The sequence below is a fragment of the Nonomuraea sp. NPDC047529 genome (assembly GCF_040642995.1).
Lineage (GTDB): Bacteria > Actinomycetota > Actinomycetes > Streptosporangiales > Streptosporangiaceae > Nonomuraea.
The window spans coordinates 91,748-107,944 of the sequence record NZ_JBEYTJ010000001.1 but is presented as its reverse complement, the minus strand read 5'-3'; the positions used below and the strand labels follow the sequence as shown (position 1 = coordinate 107,944).

General features: G+C 68.8%; 14 protein-coding genes. 13 read left to right on the top strand and 1 reads right to left on the bottom strand.

The window, feature by feature from the left end; all coding sequences use genetic code 11:
* Positions 1 to 8: 8 nt before the first annotated feature.
* The 13 genes from ABZ815_RS00550 to ABZ815_RS00490 are packed head-to-tail and all read left to right on the top strand — an operon-like array spanning position 9 to position 15,207.
* Positions 9 to 614 (top strand): NADH-quinone oxidoreductase subunit C, encoded by a 606-nt coding sequence (locus ABZ815_RS00550; protein ID WP_357693532.1) that lies wholly within the window; start codon positions 9 to 11, stop codon positions 612 to 614.
* A complete protein-coding gene (locus ABZ815_RS00545; RefSeq protein ID WP_357692400.1) occupies positions 611 to 1,936 on the top strand; it encodes an NADH-quinone oxidoreductase subunit D in 1,326 nt (441 codons plus the stop codon). The genes ABZ815_RS00550 and ABZ815_RS00545 overlap by 4 nt, the downstream gene beginning before the upstream one ends.
* Positions 1,933 to 2,589 carry an NADH-quinone oxidoreductase subunit NuoE gene (gene nuoE, locus ABZ815_RS00540; protein ID WP_357692398.1) on the top strand — a complete coding sequence of 219 codons (657 nt, stop codon included), beginning with the start codon at positions 1,933 to 1,935 and terminating at the stop codon, positions 2,587 to 2,589. Before ABZ815_RS00545 ends, nuoE begins: the two co-directional genes overlap by 4 nt.
* Positions 2,586 to 3,878, top strand: a complete 1,293-nt coding sequence (gene nuoF / locus ABZ815_RS00535) for an NADH-quinone oxidoreductase subunit NuoF (protein WP_357692395.1) — start codon at positions 2,586 to 2,588, stop codon at positions 3,876 to 3,878. Before nuoE ends, nuoF begins: the two co-directional genes overlap by 4 nt.
* Complete coding sequence (locus tag ABZ815_RS00530) at positions 3,875 to 6,262, top strand: NADH-quinone oxidoreductase subunit G (protein WP_357692393.1); 2,388 nt, start codon at positions 3,875 to 3,877, stop codon at positions 6,260 to 6,262. Before nuoF ends, ABZ815_RS00530 begins: the two co-directional genes overlap by 4 nt.
* On the top strand, positions 6,259 to 7,563 hold the full coding sequence (nuoH, locus tag ABZ815_RS00525; RefSeq protein WP_352322507.1) for an NADH-quinone oxidoreductase subunit NuoH: 1,305 nt from the start codon (positions 6,259 to 6,261) through the stop codon (positions 7,561 to 7,563). Before ABZ815_RS00530 ends, nuoH begins: the two co-directional genes overlap by 4 nt.
* Entirely contained in the window at positions 7,550 to 8,065 is a 516-nt protein-coding gene (gene nuoI / locus ABZ815_RS00520) for an NADH-quinone oxidoreductase subunit NuoI (protein WP_189646988.1), read from the top strand. The genes nuoH and nuoI overlap by 14 nt, the downstream gene beginning before the upstream one ends.
* A complete protein-coding gene (locus ABZ815_RS00515) occupies positions 8,058 to 8,840 on the top strand; it encodes an NADH-quinone oxidoreductase subunit J (RefSeq protein ID WP_357692390.1) in 783 nt (260 codons plus the stop codon). The genes nuoI and ABZ815_RS00515 overlap by 8 nt, the downstream gene beginning before the upstream one ends.
* Positions 8,837 to 9,133, top strand: coding sequence for an NADH-quinone oxidoreductase subunit NuoK (nuoK, locus tag ABZ815_RS00510; protein ID WP_125643825.1), 297 nt, complete (start codon positions 8,837 to 8,839; stop codon positions 9,131 to 9,133). The genes ABZ815_RS00515 and nuoK overlap by 4 nt, the downstream gene beginning before the upstream one ends.
* 12 nt (positions 9,134 to 9,145) lie before the next feature.
* Positions 9,146 to 11,059: an NADH-quinone oxidoreductase subunit L gene (gene nuoL, locus ABZ815_RS00505; protein ID WP_357692388.1), complete on the top strand. Its 1,914-nt coding sequence runs from the start codon at positions 9,146 to 9,148 to the stop codon at positions 11,057 to 11,059.
* Positions 11,059 to 12,618, top strand: a complete 1,560-nt coding sequence (locus ABZ815_RS00500) for an NADH-quinone oxidoreductase subunit M (RefSeq protein ID WP_357692386.1) — start codon at positions 11,059 to 11,061, stop codon at positions 12,616 to 12,618. The genes nuoL and ABZ815_RS00500 overlap by 1 nt, the downstream gene beginning before the upstream one ends.
* On the top strand, positions 12,615 to 14,204 hold the full coding sequence (nuoN, locus tag ABZ815_RS00495; protein ID WP_357692384.1) for an NADH-quinone oxidoreductase subunit NuoN: 1,590 nt from the start codon (positions 12,615 to 12,617) through the stop codon (positions 14,202 to 14,204). Before ABZ815_RS00500 ends, nuoN begins: the two co-directional genes overlap by 4 nt.
* A 13-nt stretch (positions 14,205 to 14,217) precedes the next feature.
* Positions 14,218 to 15,207: a polyprenyl synthetase family protein gene (locus ABZ815_RS00490; protein ID WP_357692382.1), complete on the top strand. Its 990-nt coding sequence runs from the start codon at positions 14,218 to 14,220 to the stop codon at positions 15,205 to 15,207.
* Here the strand turns inward: ABZ815_RS00490 and rarD are convergent.
* Positions 15,169 to 16,098: an EamA family transporter RarD gene (rarD, locus tag ABZ815_RS00485; protein WP_357692380.1), complete on the bottom strand. Its 930-nt coding sequence runs from the start codon at positions 16,096 to 16,098 to the stop codon at positions 15,169 to 15,171. The two genes, ABZ815_RS00490 and rarD, sit on opposite strands and share 39 nt — an antisense overlap.
* Positions 16,099 to 16,197: the final 99 nt, after the last annotated feature.

Here is a 16,197-nt window from a genome sequence, read left to right as displayed (position 1 = left end):
GGCACGGCATGTTCGGCGCGCACGACTCCGGCGACACCTCCGGCTACGGCGGCCTCGTCGTCCGCCGGGCGCCGCAGATCTCCACGCCCCGCCCGTACGGCGGCTACTTCGACGAGCTCGTCGACGCCCTCGCCCTCGACGACGCCATCGAGCGCGTCGTGGTCGACCGCGGCGAGCTGACGCTGCACGTGCGCCGCGAGCGCGTGGTGGAGGTCTGCCAGAAGCTGCGCGACGACCCGGCCCTGCGGTTCGAGCTGTCGCTCGGCGTGTCCGGGGTGCACTACCCGCACCTGAAGGGCGAGGAGCTGCGCGCCGTCTACCACCTGTGCTCGATCACCCACAACAGGCGCGTGCGCCTGGAGGTGAGCGCACCGGACAGCGACCCGCACATTCCATCCACCGTGGGCGTTTACCCTGGTCATGACTGGCATGAGCGGGAGACGTACGACTTTTTCGGCATCGTCTTCGACGGTCACCCGTCGCTCACCCGGATCATGATGCCGGACGACTGGGACGGTCACCCGCAGCGCAAGGACTACCCGCTCGGCGGCATCCCGGTCGAGTACCGGGGCGCCACCATCCCCTCGCCGGACCAGAGGAGGTCTTACTCATGAGCACCGCTTATGACGAGGCGACAGAGGGCAAGGTCTACTCGGTCACCGGCGGAGACTGGGACGAGGTCGTCGGCGGAGCGCGCGACACCGAGGAAGAGCGCCTGGTCGTCAACATGGGCCCGCAGCACCCGTCCACGCACGGCGTGCTCCGCCTGGTCCTGACTCTCGACGGTGAGACGGTCACCGAGGCGCGCAGCGTCATCGGCTACCTGCACACCGGCATCGAGAAGAACATGGAGTACCGGACGTGGACCCAGGGGACCACGTTCGTGACCCGCATGGACTACCTCTCGCCGATCTTCAACGAGACCGCGTACTGCTTCGGTGTGGAGAAGCTGCTCGGCATCACCGACCGCGTGCCCGAGCGGGCGCAGGCCATCCGCGTGATGATGATGGAGCTCAACCGCATCGCCTCGCACCTGGTCGCGATGGGCACGTTCGGCATGGAGCTGGGCGCGACCACGCCGTTCCTGTTCGGCTACCGCGACCGTGAAATGATCATGGACCTGTTCGAGTACATCACGGGTCTGCGCATGAACCACGCCTACGTCAGGCCGGGCGGCGTGAGCGTCGACCTGCCCGCGGGCGCGGTCGACAAGGTGGGCGAGTTCCTCAAGGAGATGCCCAAGCGGATCAAGGACATCCGCAAGCTGCTCGACGAGAACCCCGTCTACGTGCGCCGCACCAAGGACGTCGGCTACCTCGACCTGACCGGCTGCATGGCGCTCGGCATCACCGGCCCCATCCTGCGCGCCGCCGGGCTGCCCTGGGACCTGCGCAAGTCGCAGCCCTACTCCGGCTACGAGACGTACGAGTTCGAGGTCGCCACCGAGCGCGGCTGCGACGTCTACTCGCGTTACCTGGTGCGCATGCGGGAGATGGAGGAGTCGCTCAAGATCGTCGAGCAGGCTCTCGACCGCATCGCCGGCCCGCTCAAGGGCGACCCGGTGATGATCGAGGACAAGAAGATCGGCTGGCCCGCGCAGCTCGCGCTCGGCCCCGACGGCTTCGGCAACTCGCCCGATCACATCGCGCACATCATGGGCAGCTCGATGGAGGCCCTGATCCACCACTTCAAGCTGGTGACCGAGGGCTTCCGGGTCCCGGCCGGCCAGGCGTACGCGAGCATCGAGTCGCCCAAGGGCGAGCTCGGGGCGCACGTCGTCAGCGACGGCGGCACCCGCCCGTACCGCGTGCACTTCCGTGAGCCTTCCTTCTGCAACCTGCAGGGCTTCCCCGCCATGGCGGAGGGCGGCCAGGTCGCCGACGTGATCGCCGCGGTGGCTTCTATCGACCCCGTCATGGGAGGTGTGGACCGGTGACTTATTCACCGGAAGTCCGGGAGCGTCTGGAACAGGACGCCAAGGAGATCATCGGCCGCTACCCCAAGACGCGGTCCGCGCTGCTCCCGCTGCTCCACCTCGTGCAGTCGGCCGACGGCTACGTCTCCGACGACGGCAAGGAGTTCTGCGCCGAGATGCTGGGCCTGAGCAAGGCCGAGGTCACCGGCGTGGCCACCTTCTACACGATGTACAAGCGCAAGCCGGCCGGCGACTACCACGTCGGCGTCTGCATCAACGCGCTGTGCGCCGTCATGGGCGGCGACCAGATCTGGGACGAGCTGTCCGAGCACGTCGGCGTCGGCCACGAGGAGACCACCGGCGACGGCAAGATCTCGCTGGAGCGCCTCGAGTGCAACGCGGCCTGCGACTTCGCCCCGGTCATGATGGTCAACTGGGAGTTCTTCGACAACCAGACGCCCGCCTCGGCCAAGCAGCTCGTCGACGACCTGCGTGACGGCAAGGACGTGCGGCCGACCCGCGGACCGAAGAAGCTCTGCACCTTCAAGGAGGCCTCGCGCGTGCTCGCGGGCCTGCCCGACGACCAGGCGGGCGACGGCCCGTCGGCCGCCGGCCCCTCGCTGGAGGGCCTGAAGGTGGCCAAGGCCAACGGATGGAAGGCCCCCGAGGCATGAGCACCACACTGACCCCGGTCCTGACGGCCAACTGGGACCAGGCCGACTCCTTCACCCTCGACGGCTACGGCGGTGACTACAAGGCGGCCAAGAAGGCGCTGGGCATGGACCCCGACGCCGTCATCCAGGCGGTCAAGGACTCCGGCCTGCGCGGCCGCGGCGGCGCCGGCTTCCCCACCGGCATGAAGTGGGGATTCATCCCGCAGGGTGACGGCAAGCCCCACTACCTCGTCGTCAACGCCGACGAGTCGGAGCCGGGCACCTGCAAGGACATCCCGCTGATGATGGCCAACCCGCACTCGCTGGTCGAGGGCGTCATCATCACCGCGTTCGCGATCAGGGCCAACTACGCCTTCATCTACGTGCGCGGCGAGGTGCTGCACGTCATCCGCCGGCTGCACGCGGCCGTGCGCGAGGCGTACGAGAAGGGTTTCCTGGGCGAGGACATCCTCGGCTCCGGGTACAACCTGGAACTCGTCGTGCACAGCGGCGCCGGCGCGTACATCTGCGGCGAGGAGACGGCGCTGCTCGACTCGCTGGAGGGCTTCAGAGGTCAACCGCGACTCAAGCCCCCGTTCCCGGCCGTGGCGGGCCTGTACGCCTCACCGACTGTCGTGAACAACGTCGAGTCGATCGCCAGTGTTCCCTCGATCATCAGCAACGGCGCCGACTGGTTCGCCTCGATGGGCACCGAGAAGTCCAAGGGCTTCGGCATCTTCTCCCTCAGCGGCCACGTCACCAGGCCCGGCCAGTACGAGGCCCCGCTCGGCATCACGCTGCGCGAGCTGCTCGACATGGCCGGCGGCATCCGCGAAGGGCACCAGCTCAAGTTCTGGACCCCGGGCGGCTCCTCCACGCCGATCTTCACCGACGAGCACCTCGACGTGCCGCTCGACTTCGAGGCCGTCGGCGCCAAGGGCTCGATGCTCGGCACCCGCGCGCTGCAGATCTTCGACGAGACCACCTGCGTGGTCCGCACGGTGCTGCGCTGGACCGAGTTCTACGCCCACGAGTCCTGCGGCAAGTGCACGCCGTGCCGCGAGGGCACGTACTGGCTCAAGCAGGTGCTCAAGCGCCTGGACAAGGGCCAGGGCACCGAGGAGGACCTGGCCACGATCACCGACATCGCGGACAACATCCTCGGCCGCTCGTTCTGCGCCCTCGGCGACGGCGCGACCAGCCCGATCCACTCCTCGGTGAAGTACTTCCGCGAGGAGTACCTCAAGCACTTCGAGATCGGCGGCTGCCCGTTCGACCCGAAGAAGTCCACTCTCTGGGGTGAGCAGTGACCGTCGTAGAAACAGAAATCACCCTGGTGACCCTCACCATCGACGGGTTCCAGGTCAGTGTCCCCAAGGGCACCCTGATCATCAGGGCCGCCGAGCTGCTGGGCATCCAGATCCCCCGGTTCTGCGACCACCCGCTGCTCGACCCGGCGGCCAACTGCCGCCAGTGCCTCGTGGACATCCCCGACGCGGGCAACGGCCGCGGCTTCCCCAAGCCGCAGCCGTCCTGCGCGATCGAGGTCGCCGAGGGCATGGTCGTGCAGACCCAGCTCACCTCGCCGGTCGCCGAGAAGGCGCAGCGCGGGGCCATGGAGCTGCTGCTGATGAACCACCCGCTCGACTGCCCGGTCTGCGACAAGGGCGGCGAGTGCCCCCTGCAGAACCAGGCCATGTCGAACGGCCAGGGTGAGTCGCGGTTCCAGGAGCAGAAGCGCACGTTCCCCAAGCCGCTGCCGCTGTCCACGCAGGTGCTGCTCGACCGTGAGCGCTGCGTCCAGTGCGCCCGCTGCATCCGCTTCTCCGACCAGATCGCCGGCGACCCGCTCATCGAGTTCTTCGAGCGCGGCGCCAAGGAGCAGGTCCGGGTCGCCGACGGCAAGCCGTTCAACTCCTACTTCTCCGGCAACACGGTGCAGATCTGCCCGGTCGGCGCGCTCACCGGCGCGGCCTACCGGTTCCGGGCGCGCCCGTTCGACCTGGTCTCCACGCCCAGCGCGTGCGAGCACTGCGCGTCGGGCTGCTCCCTGCGCACCGACCACCGGCGCGGCCGGGTGACCCGCCGCCTGGCGGGCAACGACCCGCAGGTGAACGAGGAGTGGAACTGCGACAAGGGCCGCTGGGCCTTCTCCTACGCCACCCAGCCCGACCGGCTCAAGACGCCTCTGGTGCGCAACGAGGAAGGCGTGCTCGTGCCCGCCTCGTGGCCGGAGGCGCTGGCGGTCGCCGCCGAGGGTCTGGCCGCCGCCCGCGGCAGGGCCGGCGTGCTGGTCGGCGGCCGGGTCACGGTCGAGGACGCCTACGCCTACAGCAAGTTCGCCCGGGTCGCCCTGGGCAGCAACGACATCGACTTCCGCGCCCGCCCGCACTCCGCCGAGGAGGCGCAGTTCCTGGCGCACGCGGTCGCCGGCAAGGGCATCGAGATCAGCTACACCGACCTTGAGAAGGCCCCGGCCGTGCTGCTCGTCGGGTTCGAGCCCGAGGAGGAGTCGCCGATCGTCTTCCTGCGCCTGCGCAAGGCGTGGCAGAAGAAGGGCCTGAAGGTCACCGCCATCGCGCCGTTCGCCTCCGCCGGGCTGGCCAAGATGGGCGGCACGCTCATCGCCACCGCCCCAGGGGCCGAGGCCGACGCGATCGGCGAGCTGGTCGGCACGCTGGCCGAGGGCACGATCGTGCTCGCCGGCGAGCGGCTGGCCACCGTGCCGGGCGCGCTGTCCGCCCTGGTCCGCCTCGGCGCCGGCTCCGGCGTCCGGGTGGCCTGGGTGCCGCGCAGGGCCGGTGAGCGCGGCGCGCTCGAAGCCGGCGCGCTGCCGAACCTGCTGCCGATCGGCCGTCCGGTGGACGACGAGGGCGCCAGGGCCGAGGTCGCCAGGGTCTGGAACGTGGGCTCGCTGCCCGCCGTCCCCGGCCGTGACACCGACGGCATCATCGCCGCCGCCCGTACCGGTGAGATCGACGCGCTGGTCGTGGCCGGCGTCGACCCGCACGACCTGGCCGACCCCGCCGCCGCGCTGGAGGCGCTGGAGAACACGCCGTTCATCGTCAGCCTGGAGATCCGGGCCAGCGCCGTCACCGACCGCGCCGACGTGGTGCTGCCGGTCGCGGCCGTGCAGGAGAAGGGCGGCACGTTCGTCAACTGGGAGGGCAGGGGCCGCTCGTTCGAGGCGCCGCTGCGCGTGCCCGGCATCCAGAGCGACCTGGCCGTCATCGGCAACCTCGCCGACCGCATGGACGTGCACCTCGGCCTGCCGGACGCCAAGGCCGTCCGCCGCGAGCTGGGCAGCCTCGGCGCCTGGCGCGGGGCCCGCGTCGCCGCGCCGAGCACCGCCACCCGCGCCCAGGCCGCCCCGGCGGTCGGTGAGGCGCTGCTGGCGACCTGGCACCTGCTGCTCGACGAGGGCAGGCTCCAGGACGGCGAGCCGTACCTGGCCGGCACCGCCCGCGCCACCGAGGCGCTGGTGTCGGCGGCCACGGCGGCCGAGATCGGCGTCATCGACGGCGACAAGCTCGTCGTCGGCGGCCCCGGCCCCAACGCGGTCACGCTGCCGGTCCGCGTCGCCGACCTGCCCGACCGGGTGGTCTGGGTGCCGGCGAACTCCGGCGGCTGCTCGGTCACGCGCGACCTGCGCGCGCTGGCCGGCGACATCGTCACCATCGGGAGCGCATCATGACCCACGTTCTCGCGGCCGATCCCACCCTTGCCGACTTCGGCAAGGACCCGCTGTGGATCACCATCATCAAGGCCGTGATGCTGTTCGCCTTCCTGATGCTGGGCATCCTGTTCGGCGTCTGGTACGAGCGCAAGCTGATCTCGCGGATGCAGCACCGCTACGGCCCCAACCGGGCCGGCAAGTTCGGTCTGCTCCAGTCGGTGGCCGACGGCATCAAGATGGGTCTGAAGGAGGACATCTTCCCGCGGACCGTGGACAAGGTGCTCTACCTGCTGGCCCCCGTGATCATGGTCGTGCCGGCGTTCCTGGCCTTCTCGATCGTGCCGTTCGCGCCGATGGTCAACCTGTTCGGCGTGCAGACGCCGCTGCAGCTCGTCGACCTGCCGGTGGCGGTGCTGTTCATGCTGGCCATGGGCGCCATCTCGGTCTACGGCGTGGTGCTGGCCGGTTGGTCGTCGCGCTCGCCGTACGCGCTGCTGGGCGGTCTGCGGTCGGCGGCGCAGGTGGTCTCGTACGAGATCGCGATGGGCCTGTCGTTCGTGGCCATCTTCCTGTTCGCCGGGACGCTGTCCACCTCCGAGATCGTCAAGGCGCAGGGCGAGCAGGGCTGGTTCGTCTTCCTGCTGATCCCGTCGTTCGTGATCTACGTGATCTGCATGTTCGGCGAGGCCGCCCGTATCCCGTTCGACCTGCCCGAGGGCGAGGGCGAGCTGGTCGGCGGCTTCCAGACCGAGTACTCCTCGTCCCTGAAGTTCGCCCTCATCATGATGGGCGAGTACCTGCACACCTTCACCGCCTCGGGCATCGCGGTCACCCTGTTCCTGGGCGGCTGGCGGGCCCCGTGGCCGATCTCCCTGTGGGACGGCGCCAACACGGGCTGGTGGCCGGTGCTGTGGTTCTTCATCAAGTTCGTGCTGACCTTCAGCTTCATCGTGTGGGTGCGTGCCTCGCTGCCGCGCGTGCGCTACGACCAGCTCATGTCCCTGGGCTGGAAGGTGCTGATCCCGGTGAACCTGGCCTGGATCCTGCTCGTCGCCGCGGCTCGCAACGTGGTCGTCAACGAGGGCAACAAGACGGTCGGCATCGTGATCGGCGCGGTCATCGTGGTCGGCGCGCTGGCCATCTGGATGCGGTTCGACACCGTCAACCAGCGGCGCAAGGAGGCGCGCAAGGCCGAGGTGGAGGCCGAGTTCGAGCAACTGTCCGACGAGCCGACGGCCGGCGGCTTCCCTGTGCCGCCGCTCGATCTGCCGCACTACCACGGGGTGCAGCACAAGGAGATTCCCAGTGGGACTAACTGATTGGCTGAACCCCGTCAAGGGCTTCGGGGTCACCTTCCACACGATGTTCAAGAAGCCCGTCACGACCAACTACCCGGAGGTCAAGAAGCCGACGGCTCCTCGCTTCCATGGTCGTCACCAGCTCAACCGCTGGCCGGACGGGCTGGAGAAGTGCGTCGGGTGCGAGCTGTGCGCGTGGGCGTGTCCGGCGGACGCGATCTACGTCGAGGGCGCGGACAACACCGACGAGGAGCGCTTCTCGCCGGGTGAGCGTTACGGGCGCACGTACCAGATCAACTATCTGCGGTGCATCCTGTGCGGCCTGTGCATCGAGGCCTGCCCGACCCGCGCGCTCACCATGACCAACGAGTACGAGCTCGCCGACAGCAGCCGCGAGAGCCTCATCTTCACCAAGGAGATGCTCCTCGCGCCCCTGACGCAGGGCATGGAGCAGCCGCCCCACCCCATGCGGCTCGGTGAGACCGAAGAGGACTACTACCGGCTGGGACGAACCAATGGGTGAGACCATCACATTCTGGGTTCTCGCCGTCGTATCCGTCGGCGCGGCGCTCGGCATGGTCTTCAACAGGAAGGCCGTCTACTCAGCGCTGATGCTGGGCACCGTGATGCTCTGCCTCGCGGTGCTCTACGCCGTCCAGGACGCGCCCTTCCTCGCCGCGGTGCAGATCATCGTCTACACCGGCGCCATCATGATGCTGTTCCTGTTCGTGCTCATGCTGGTGGGCGTCGACTCCTCCGACTCCTTCGTGGAGACGCTGAAGGGTCAGCGCTTCTGGGGTGCCCTCGCGGCCCTCGGCTTCGCCGTCCTGATCATCCTGGCGGTGGGCAACGCGATCTTCTCCGGTGAGGCGGGCCTGGCACAGGCCACGGCGCAGGGCGGCTACGTCCGCTCGATCGCGCTGCTGCTGTTCACCAAGTACGTCTTCGCGTTCGAGGTCACCTCGGCCCTGCTGATCACCGCCGCCCTGGGTGCGATGGTCCTGGCGCACCGGGAGAAGCTCACCGAGAAGGTCACGCAGAAGGACCTCTCGCGCGCCAGGTTCCTGAGCGACAACCCCTCGGCCCTGCCCGGCCCCGGCACGTACGCCAGGAGCAACGCCATCGACATGCCGGCGCTGCTGCCCGACGGTTCGGTCGCGCCGTCGTCGGTCAACCGCTACATCGCCCGCTACGACGTCGAGCACGGCCACCTCCCCGAGGACCCGAAGCTCGCCGAGGCCATCCAGCACACGGCCGAGGATGACGCCGAGGAGACGACCAACGAGGTGACCAAGTGACGACCCACTACCTGATCCTGTCGGGTGTGCTGTTCGCGATCGGCGCGCTCGGCGTGCTGATCAGGCGCAACGCGATCGTGGTGTTCATGTGCGTCGAGCTCATGCTCAACGCCTGCAACCTCGCGTTCGTCACCTTCGCCAGGCAGAACGGCAACCTGGAGGGCCAGATCATCGCGTTCTTCGTGATGGTGGTGGCCGCGGCCGAGGTCGTCGTCGGCCTGGCCATCATCGTGACGATCTTCCGAACCCGCAGGTCCGCGTCCGTCGACGACGTCAACCTGCTGAAGTACTAAGAGAGGTGACTGATGCAATCTGAAATCGCTCAGATCACCCCTCACGTCGGCGGTGTGATCGGGAACGCCTGGCTGATGATCGCCCTTCCGCTCGTGGGGGCGTTCATCCTGCTGGTGTTCAACAAGTTCACCAACCGCTGGGGCCATCTGCTCGGCACGGTCATGTCGCTGGCCTCGTTCGTGGTGGCGGTGCTGGCCTTCTTCGAGCTGATCGGGTTCGGGGAGGAGGAGCGTCGCCGGGCGGTGCACCTCTACGAGTTCATCCCCGGCATGGTCGACATGGGCCTGCTCATCGACCCGCTGTCGATCAGCTTCGCGCTGCTCATCACGGGTGTCGGATCGCTGATCCACATCTACTCCATCGGCTACATGTCGCACGACGAGCACCGGCGCAGGTTCTTCGCGTACCTGAACCTGTTCGTCGCCGCGATGCTCCTGCTGGTGCTGGCCGACAACTACGTGGGCCTGTTCATCGGCTGGGAGGGCGTGGGCCTGGCCTCGTACCTGCTGATCGGGTTCTGGCAGTTCAAGCCGTCGGCCGCGGTCGCGGCGAAGAAGGCGTTCGTCGTCAACCGCGTCGGTGACTTCGGCCTGCTGGTCGGCATGTTCATCATCTGGACGTCGTTCGGCACCCTGGCCTTCAAGGACCTGGGCGCGAAGATCGGCTCCGGCGCCGCCTCCGACGGCACCATGCTGGCCATCGGCCTGCTGCTGCTCCTCGGCGCCTGCGGCAAGTCGGCCCAGCTCCCGCTGCAGTCCTGGCTCCTCGACGCCATGGAGGGCCCGACGCCCGTGTCGGCCCTGATCCACGCGGCGACCATGGTCACCGCCGGCGTCTACCTGGTGGTCCGCTCGGGCGCGTTCTTCTTCCCCGAGGGCTCGGGCGCGGCGCTCGCCGTCTCCATCGTCGGCGCGGCCACGCTGCTCGCCGGTGCGATCATCGGTTGTGCGAAGGACGACATCAAGAAGGGCCTGGCCGGCTCGACGATGTCGCAGATCGGCTACATGATGCTCGGCGCGGGCCTCGGCCCCGCGGGCTACGCCTTCGCCATCGGCCACCTCATCACGCACGGCTTCTTCAAGGCCGACATGTTCCTCGGCGCCGGATCGGTCATGCACGGCATGAACGACGAGGTGAACATGAGGAAGTACGGTGGCCTGCGCAAGTTCATGCCGATCACGTTCGTCACGTTCTTCATCGGCTACCTGGCGATCATCGGGTTCCCGCTGCTGTCCGGCTACTTCACCAAGGACGGCATCATCGAGACCGCGGTCCACCACCAGCCGATCCTGGGCTGGCTGGCCGTGCTCGGCGCGGGCATCACCGGCTTCTACATGTCGCGGATGGTCTTCATGACCTTCTTCGGCGAGAAGCGCTGGGCGGAGGACGCCCACCCGCACGAGTCGCCGCTCGTCATGACGGTTCCGCTGATGATCCTGTCGCTCGGCGCGCTCGGTCTGGGCGCGTACCTGGTGCTGGGCGGTACGCTCTACAACTTCCTGCGGCCCGCCGTGGGCGGCGAGGCAGAGGCGCCGGCCTTCCAGTTCGCCAGCACGCCCGGTCTGGCCACCCTCGCGCTCGTCGCCGTCGGTGTGGTCTTCGCCTGGATGAAGTACGGCCGGGCAGCGGTGCCGGCGGTGCAGCCGCGCGGCTCCTTCCTCACCACGTTCGCCCGCCGTGACCTGTACGGCGACGCCCTCAACGAGTCCCTGTTCATGCGTCCCGGCCAGTGGCTGACCCGCATCGCGGTGTTCTTCGACAACCGCGGCGTCGACGGGCTGGTCAACGGTCTGGCGGCAGGCATCGGCGGGAGCTCGGGTCGCCTGCGCAGGCTCCAGACGGGCTTCGCGCGAACGTACGCGCTGTCCATCCTGATCGGTGCCGCCCTGCTGACCGGCGCCCTGCTCCTCGTTGGGAACATCTGATGTCACCCTGGCTCCCGATACTCATGGCGGTGCCCGTTGTGGGCGCCATCGTGGTGGCCCTGCTTCCCAAGGGCGGCGACAAGCTGGCCAAGCAGGTCACGCTGGCGGTCTCGCTGCTGACGATGGTGCTGACGGGCGTCATGGCCGCCGGGTTCAAGCCCGGTGGCGAGCGCTTCCAGTTCAAGGCGGAGTACGACTGGATCCCGAGCTTCGGCGTGAAGTTCGGGGTCGGCGTCGACGGCGTCGCGCTGGTCCTGATCGCCCTGTCGGTCGTGCTGGTGCCGATCGTCGTGCTGGCCTCCTGGCACGACGCCGACGGCGTCCGGACCTCGGACGGCACGCTGATCACGCCCAAGCGGTCGGTCAAGACGTACTTCTCGCTGCTGCTCGTCCTTGAGACGATGATGATCGGCGTCTTCGCGGCGACCGACGTCTTCCTCTTCTACGTGTTCTTCGAAGCCATGCTGATCCCGATGTACTTCATGATCGGGTCGTACGGCGGCGCCCAGCGGTCCTACGCGGCCGTCAAGTTCCTGCTGTACTCGCTGTTCGGCGGCCTGCTCATGCTGGTCGCGGTCATCGGCCTGTACGTGCTGGCCAACAAGGGCACGTTCATGTTCGAGCCGCTCGTCGGCGCCATCAAGGACCCGACGACGCAGAAGTGGCTGTTCGGCGGCTTCTTCATCGCCTTCGCCATCAAGGCGCCGCTGTGGCCGGTGCACACCTGGCTGCCCGACGCGGCCGCCCAGGCCCCGGCCGGCGCGGCCGTGCTGCTCGTGGGCGTGCTCGACAAGGTCGGCACGTTCGGCATGCTCCGCTTCTGCCTGGAGCTGTTCCCCGACGCGGCCAAGGCGTTCACGATGCCGATCGTCGTCCTGGCGGTCATCAGCATCATCTACGGCGCGATCGTGGCCATCGGCCAGACCGACATGAAGCGGCTCATCGCCTACACGTCGATCTCGCACTTCGGCTTCATCGTGCTCGGCGTGTTCGCCATGTCGTCGGTCGCCCAGTCCGGCGCGGCCCTCTACATGGTCAACCACGGCTTCGCCACGGGCGCGCTGTTCCTGGCGGCCGGGTTCCTCATCGCCCGGCGCGGCTCGCCGTTCATCGCCGACTACGGCGGCGTCCAGAAGGTCGCCCCGGTGCTCGCGGGCTTCTTCCTGGTCGCCGGTCTGGCCGGTCTCTCGCTGCCCGGGCTCTCGTCCTTCGTCAGCGAGTTCATGGTGATGATCGGCACGTACTCCAGCGAGGCGCACGGCTCCGGCGCGCTGACGGTGGCCGCGATCATCTCCGCGGTGGCCGTCGTCCTGGCCGCCGTCTACATCCTGTGGATGGTCCAGCGGACGCTGAACGGCCCGACCGCCGAGCCGGTCAAGGCGTTCAAGGACCTCAACGCCCGCGAGATCTGGGTGCTGGCGCCGCTGGTCGCGCTGATCATCGGGTTCGGCTTCTTCCCCAAGCCGCTGCTCGACGTGATCAACCCGTCGGTCCAGCAGACGCTGACCAACGTGCACGTACCCACTGCCACCATCGCTGAGAAGGGGACAGGTCAGTGAACGACGTCATCCAAGCGCCGACGATCGAGTACGGCACGCTGGCGCCGTTGCTGATCATCTTCGGTGCGGCCTGCATCGGCGTGCTCGTCGAGGCGTTCGCGCCGCGCTACCTGCGCAAGTCCATCCACGTCCCGCTCACGCTGCTCAGCCTGATCGGCGCGTTCGCCCTGGTCATCCTGCAGGTCATGCGCGGCGTGCCGACGCAGGCCGCCGCCATGGGCGCGGTCGCGGTGGACGGTCCCGCGCTGTTCATCTGGGGCGTGATCATCGTCCTGTCGTTCGTGTCGGTGCTGCTGATCAACGACGAGGGCCACTTCGTGGCCTCGGCGGCGGCCGTGCCGGGCAGCGCGGACGAGGAGGAGGCCGAGGCGGCCGACAACGGCGCCGGGCAGACCGAGGTCTACCCGCTGGTGCTGTTCGCGGTCGGCGGCATGCTGCTCTTCCCCGCCTCGCACGACCTGCTGACGATGTTCGTGGCCCTTGAGGTCATGTCGCTCCCGCTGTACCTGCTGTGCGGCCTGGCCCGCCGGCGCCGCCTGCTGTCGCAGGAGGCGTCGATGAAGTACTTCCTGCTCGGCGCGTTCTCGTCGGCGTTCTTCCTGTACGGCACCGCCATGATCTACGGCTACGCGGGCACCGTCTCGCTGCCCGGGATCAACGCCGCCCTGTCCAAGGGCGCGCTGCTCGACCCGCTGCTCATGGCCGGGCTCGCGCTGCTCGGCGTCGGCCTGCTGTTCAAGATCGGCGCCGCGCCCTTCCAGGCGTGGAAGCCCGACGTCTACCAGGGCGCCCCGACCCCCATCACCGCGCTCATGGCGTCCGGCACGCTCGTCGCGGCCGTCGGCGCCCTGCTGCGGGTGTTCTGGGTCGGTCTGGGCAACCTCGACTGGAACTGGCGGCCGGTCATCTGGGCCGTCGCGGCCCTGACGATGATCGTCGGTTCGATCCTGGCGATCACGCAGACCGACATCAAGCGCATGCTGGCCTACTCCTCCATCGCGCACGCGGGCTTCCTGCTCGTCGGTGTGATGGCGACGTTCGGCTCGGCCGGGCAGAACGCCCAGTCGCTCAAGTCGATCCTGTTCTACCTGGCCGTCTACGGCATCACCACGGTCGGCGCGTTCGCGGTGGTCACGCTGGTGCGCGATCCCGGCGGCGAGGCGAACCACCTGTCGCGCTGGGCCGGGCTCGGCAAGCGTTCGCCGATGCTCGCCGGGGTGTTCGCCTTCTTCCTGCTCGCCTTCGCCGGAATCCCGCTGACCAGCGGCTTCTTCGGCAAGTACGCCGTGTTCGCGGCCGCCCTCAACAGCGGCACGCAGCCCGGCGACTCCATGGGCGGCTGGATGGCCGGTCTGGTCGTGGTGGGCGTGGTGGCCTCGGCCATCGCCGCGTTCTTCTACGTCCGCGTCATCGTGCTGATGTTCTTCAGCGAGCCCGCGGCCGACGGCCCGGCGATCGCGGTGCCCAGTATGGGGACCGTGGCCGTCATCGCCGTTTCCCTGCTGGTTACCGTAGGAGTGGGGCTCTACCCGGAGTCCCTCCTCGGTGTCGCCAACGACGCCGCTTCGGCTCTGTTCATTAGATAAAAGGGGATCTCGTATGTCTGCGCCGCCCGTGGTTGACCTTCCCATTGAGGACGAACGGTTGGCGCAGGACGTGGCCACCGGATTGGCCGCGGTCGAGAAGCTCCTTCGCTCGTCGGTGGAGAGCGAGGACGCCTTCGTCACGGAGGCGTCCAAGCACCTCATCGAGGCGGGCGGCAAGCGGTTCCGTACGTTGATGGTGCTGCTCGCGGCCCAGTTCGGCGACCCGTCCGCGCCGGGTGTCGTGCCCGGCGCGGTGGTCATCGAGCTGACCCACCTGGGCTCGCTCTACCACGACGACGTCATGGACGAGGCCCCGGTGCGCCGGGGTTCGCCCTCGGCCAACGCCCGGTGGGACAACACCGTGGCGATCCTCACCGGCGACTACCTGTTCGCCCAGGCCTCGGACCTCCTGGCCGACCTCGGCCCCGAGTTGATCCGCATCCAGGCCCAGACGTTCTCCCGGCTCGTCCAGGGGCAGATCCGCGAGACGGTCGGCCCGCGCGCGGACGAGGACCCGGTGGGCCACTACCTGAGCGTCCTGTCCGACAAGACCGGCTCCCTGATCGCCGCCTCCGGCCGGTTCGGCGCGCTGCTGTCCGGCGCCCCCGCCGACGTCGAGGAGCGGCTGAGCCGCGCCTGCGAGGCCGTCGGCGTGGCCTGGCAGCTCGGCGACGACCTGCTCGACGTGGCCTCCTCGGGCGCCCAGTCGGGCAAGACCCCCGGCACCGACCTGCGCGAGGGCGTCAGGACCCTGCCGGTCCTCTACGCGCTCACCAGCGGCGAGCAGTCGCGCATGACCGAGCTGCTGTCGGGCCCGGTGGCCGAGGAGGACGTGGAGGAGGCGCTCACCCTGCTGCGGGCCCACCCGGCCATGGAGCGGGCCCGCGCCGAGCTGGTCGCGTGGGTCGACCGGGCCCGCGTCGACCTCTCCGCCCTGCCCGACATCCCGGCCAGGGCGGCGTTCCTAGCGCTCTGCGACTACGTGGTCGAGCGTTCGGGCTGATCGCCTGACCCGGGCGGCCGTCCGTGCCGCCCGGAAGCTGTCGTACGTGAAGATGGCCAGGGCCAGCCACACGATCGAGAACCCGATCCACCGGCTGGGCGGCATGACCTCGCCGGCGATCGTCACCCCCACCACGAACTGCAGGATCGGCGCGATGTACTGCAGCACCCCGACGGTGCTCAGCGGCACCCGGATCGCCGCCGCGCCGAAGAAGATCAGCGGCACCGCCGTGATGATCCCGGCCCCCACCAGCAGCAGCGCGTGCCCGGCGCCCTCCTGCCCGAACGTGGCCCCGCCCGCGAACTCCAGATAGATCAGGTACCCGAGCGCCGGCAGCAGCAGCACCAGCGTCTCGACGGCCAGGCTCTCGGTGGCGGCGACGTTCGCCTGCTTCTTGACCAGCCCGTACACGCCGAAGCTGACCGCGAGCGTGAGCGCGATCCACGGCAGCCGGCCGTAGTCCACGGTCAGCACGACCACCGCGAGGGCCGCGAACCCCACCGCCGTCCACTGCAGCGGACGCAGCCGCTCGCGCAGCACCAGCACCCCGAACAGCACGCTGACCAGCGGGTTGATGAAGTACCCGAGGGCGCTCTCGACCACGTGGCCGGTGTTGACCGCGTAGATGTAGGTGCCCCAGTTGACGGTGATGACCACGGCGCCGATGGCGAGCAGGACGAGCTTGCGCGGTTGCCGGGCCAGCTCGCGGAACCAGCTCCAGTGCCGGCGTACGGCGAGCACCGCGACGACGGCGACCAGCGACCAGACCATCCGATGGGCCAGGATCTCCACGGCTCCGGACGGTTTGAGCAGCGGCCAGTACAGGGGGAACAGCCCCCACATGGTGTAGGCGGCGATCCCGAACAGTACACCGCGCCGAAGGTCAGGCATGTAACCCATTTTCGGGCCTTACCAGCTTAAATACAAATGTGTGTCACTATACGGGAATCTTTAGGCATCCTTAAGTGTTCGGGCGTTGTGTAGGCGCAA

Bases quoted from the DNA above. Each gene is read 5' to 3' on its own strand.
- ABZ815_RS00550 (WP_357693532.1), top strand. From the start codon at position 9: ATGTTCGGCGCGCACGACTCCGGCGACACCTCCGGCTACGGCGGCCTC.
- ABZ815_RS00545 (WP_357692400.1), top strand. From the start codon at position 611: ATGAGCACCGCTTATGACGAGGCGACAGAGGGCAAGGTCTACTCGGTC.
- nuoF (WP_357692395.1), top strand. From the start codon at position 2,586: ATGAGCACCACACTGACCCCGGTCCTGACGGCCAACTGGGACCAGGCC.
- nuoH (WP_352322507.1), top strand. From the start codon at position 6,259: ATGACCCACGTTCTCGCGGCCGATCCCACCCTTGCCGACTTCGGCAAG.
- ABZ815_RS00515 (WP_357692390.1), top strand. From the start codon at position 8,058: ATGGGTGAGACCATCACATTCTGGGTTCTCGCCGTCGTATCCGTCGGC.
- nuoL (WP_357692388.1), top strand. From the start codon at position 9,146: ATGCAATCTGAAATCGCTCAGATCACCCCTCACGTCGGCGGTGTGATC.
- ABZ815_RS00500 (WP_357692386.1), top strand. From the start codon at position 11,059: ATGTCACCCTGGCTCCCGATACTCATGGCGGTGCCCGTTGTGGGCGCC.
- ABZ815_RS00490 (WP_357692382.1), top strand. From the start codon at position 14,218: ATGTCTGCGCCGCCCGTGGTTGACCTTCCCATTGAGGACGAACGGTTG.
- rarD (WP_357692380.1), bottom strand. From the start codon at position 16,098: ATGCCTGACCTTCGGCGCGGTGTACTGTTCGGGATCGCCGCCTACACC.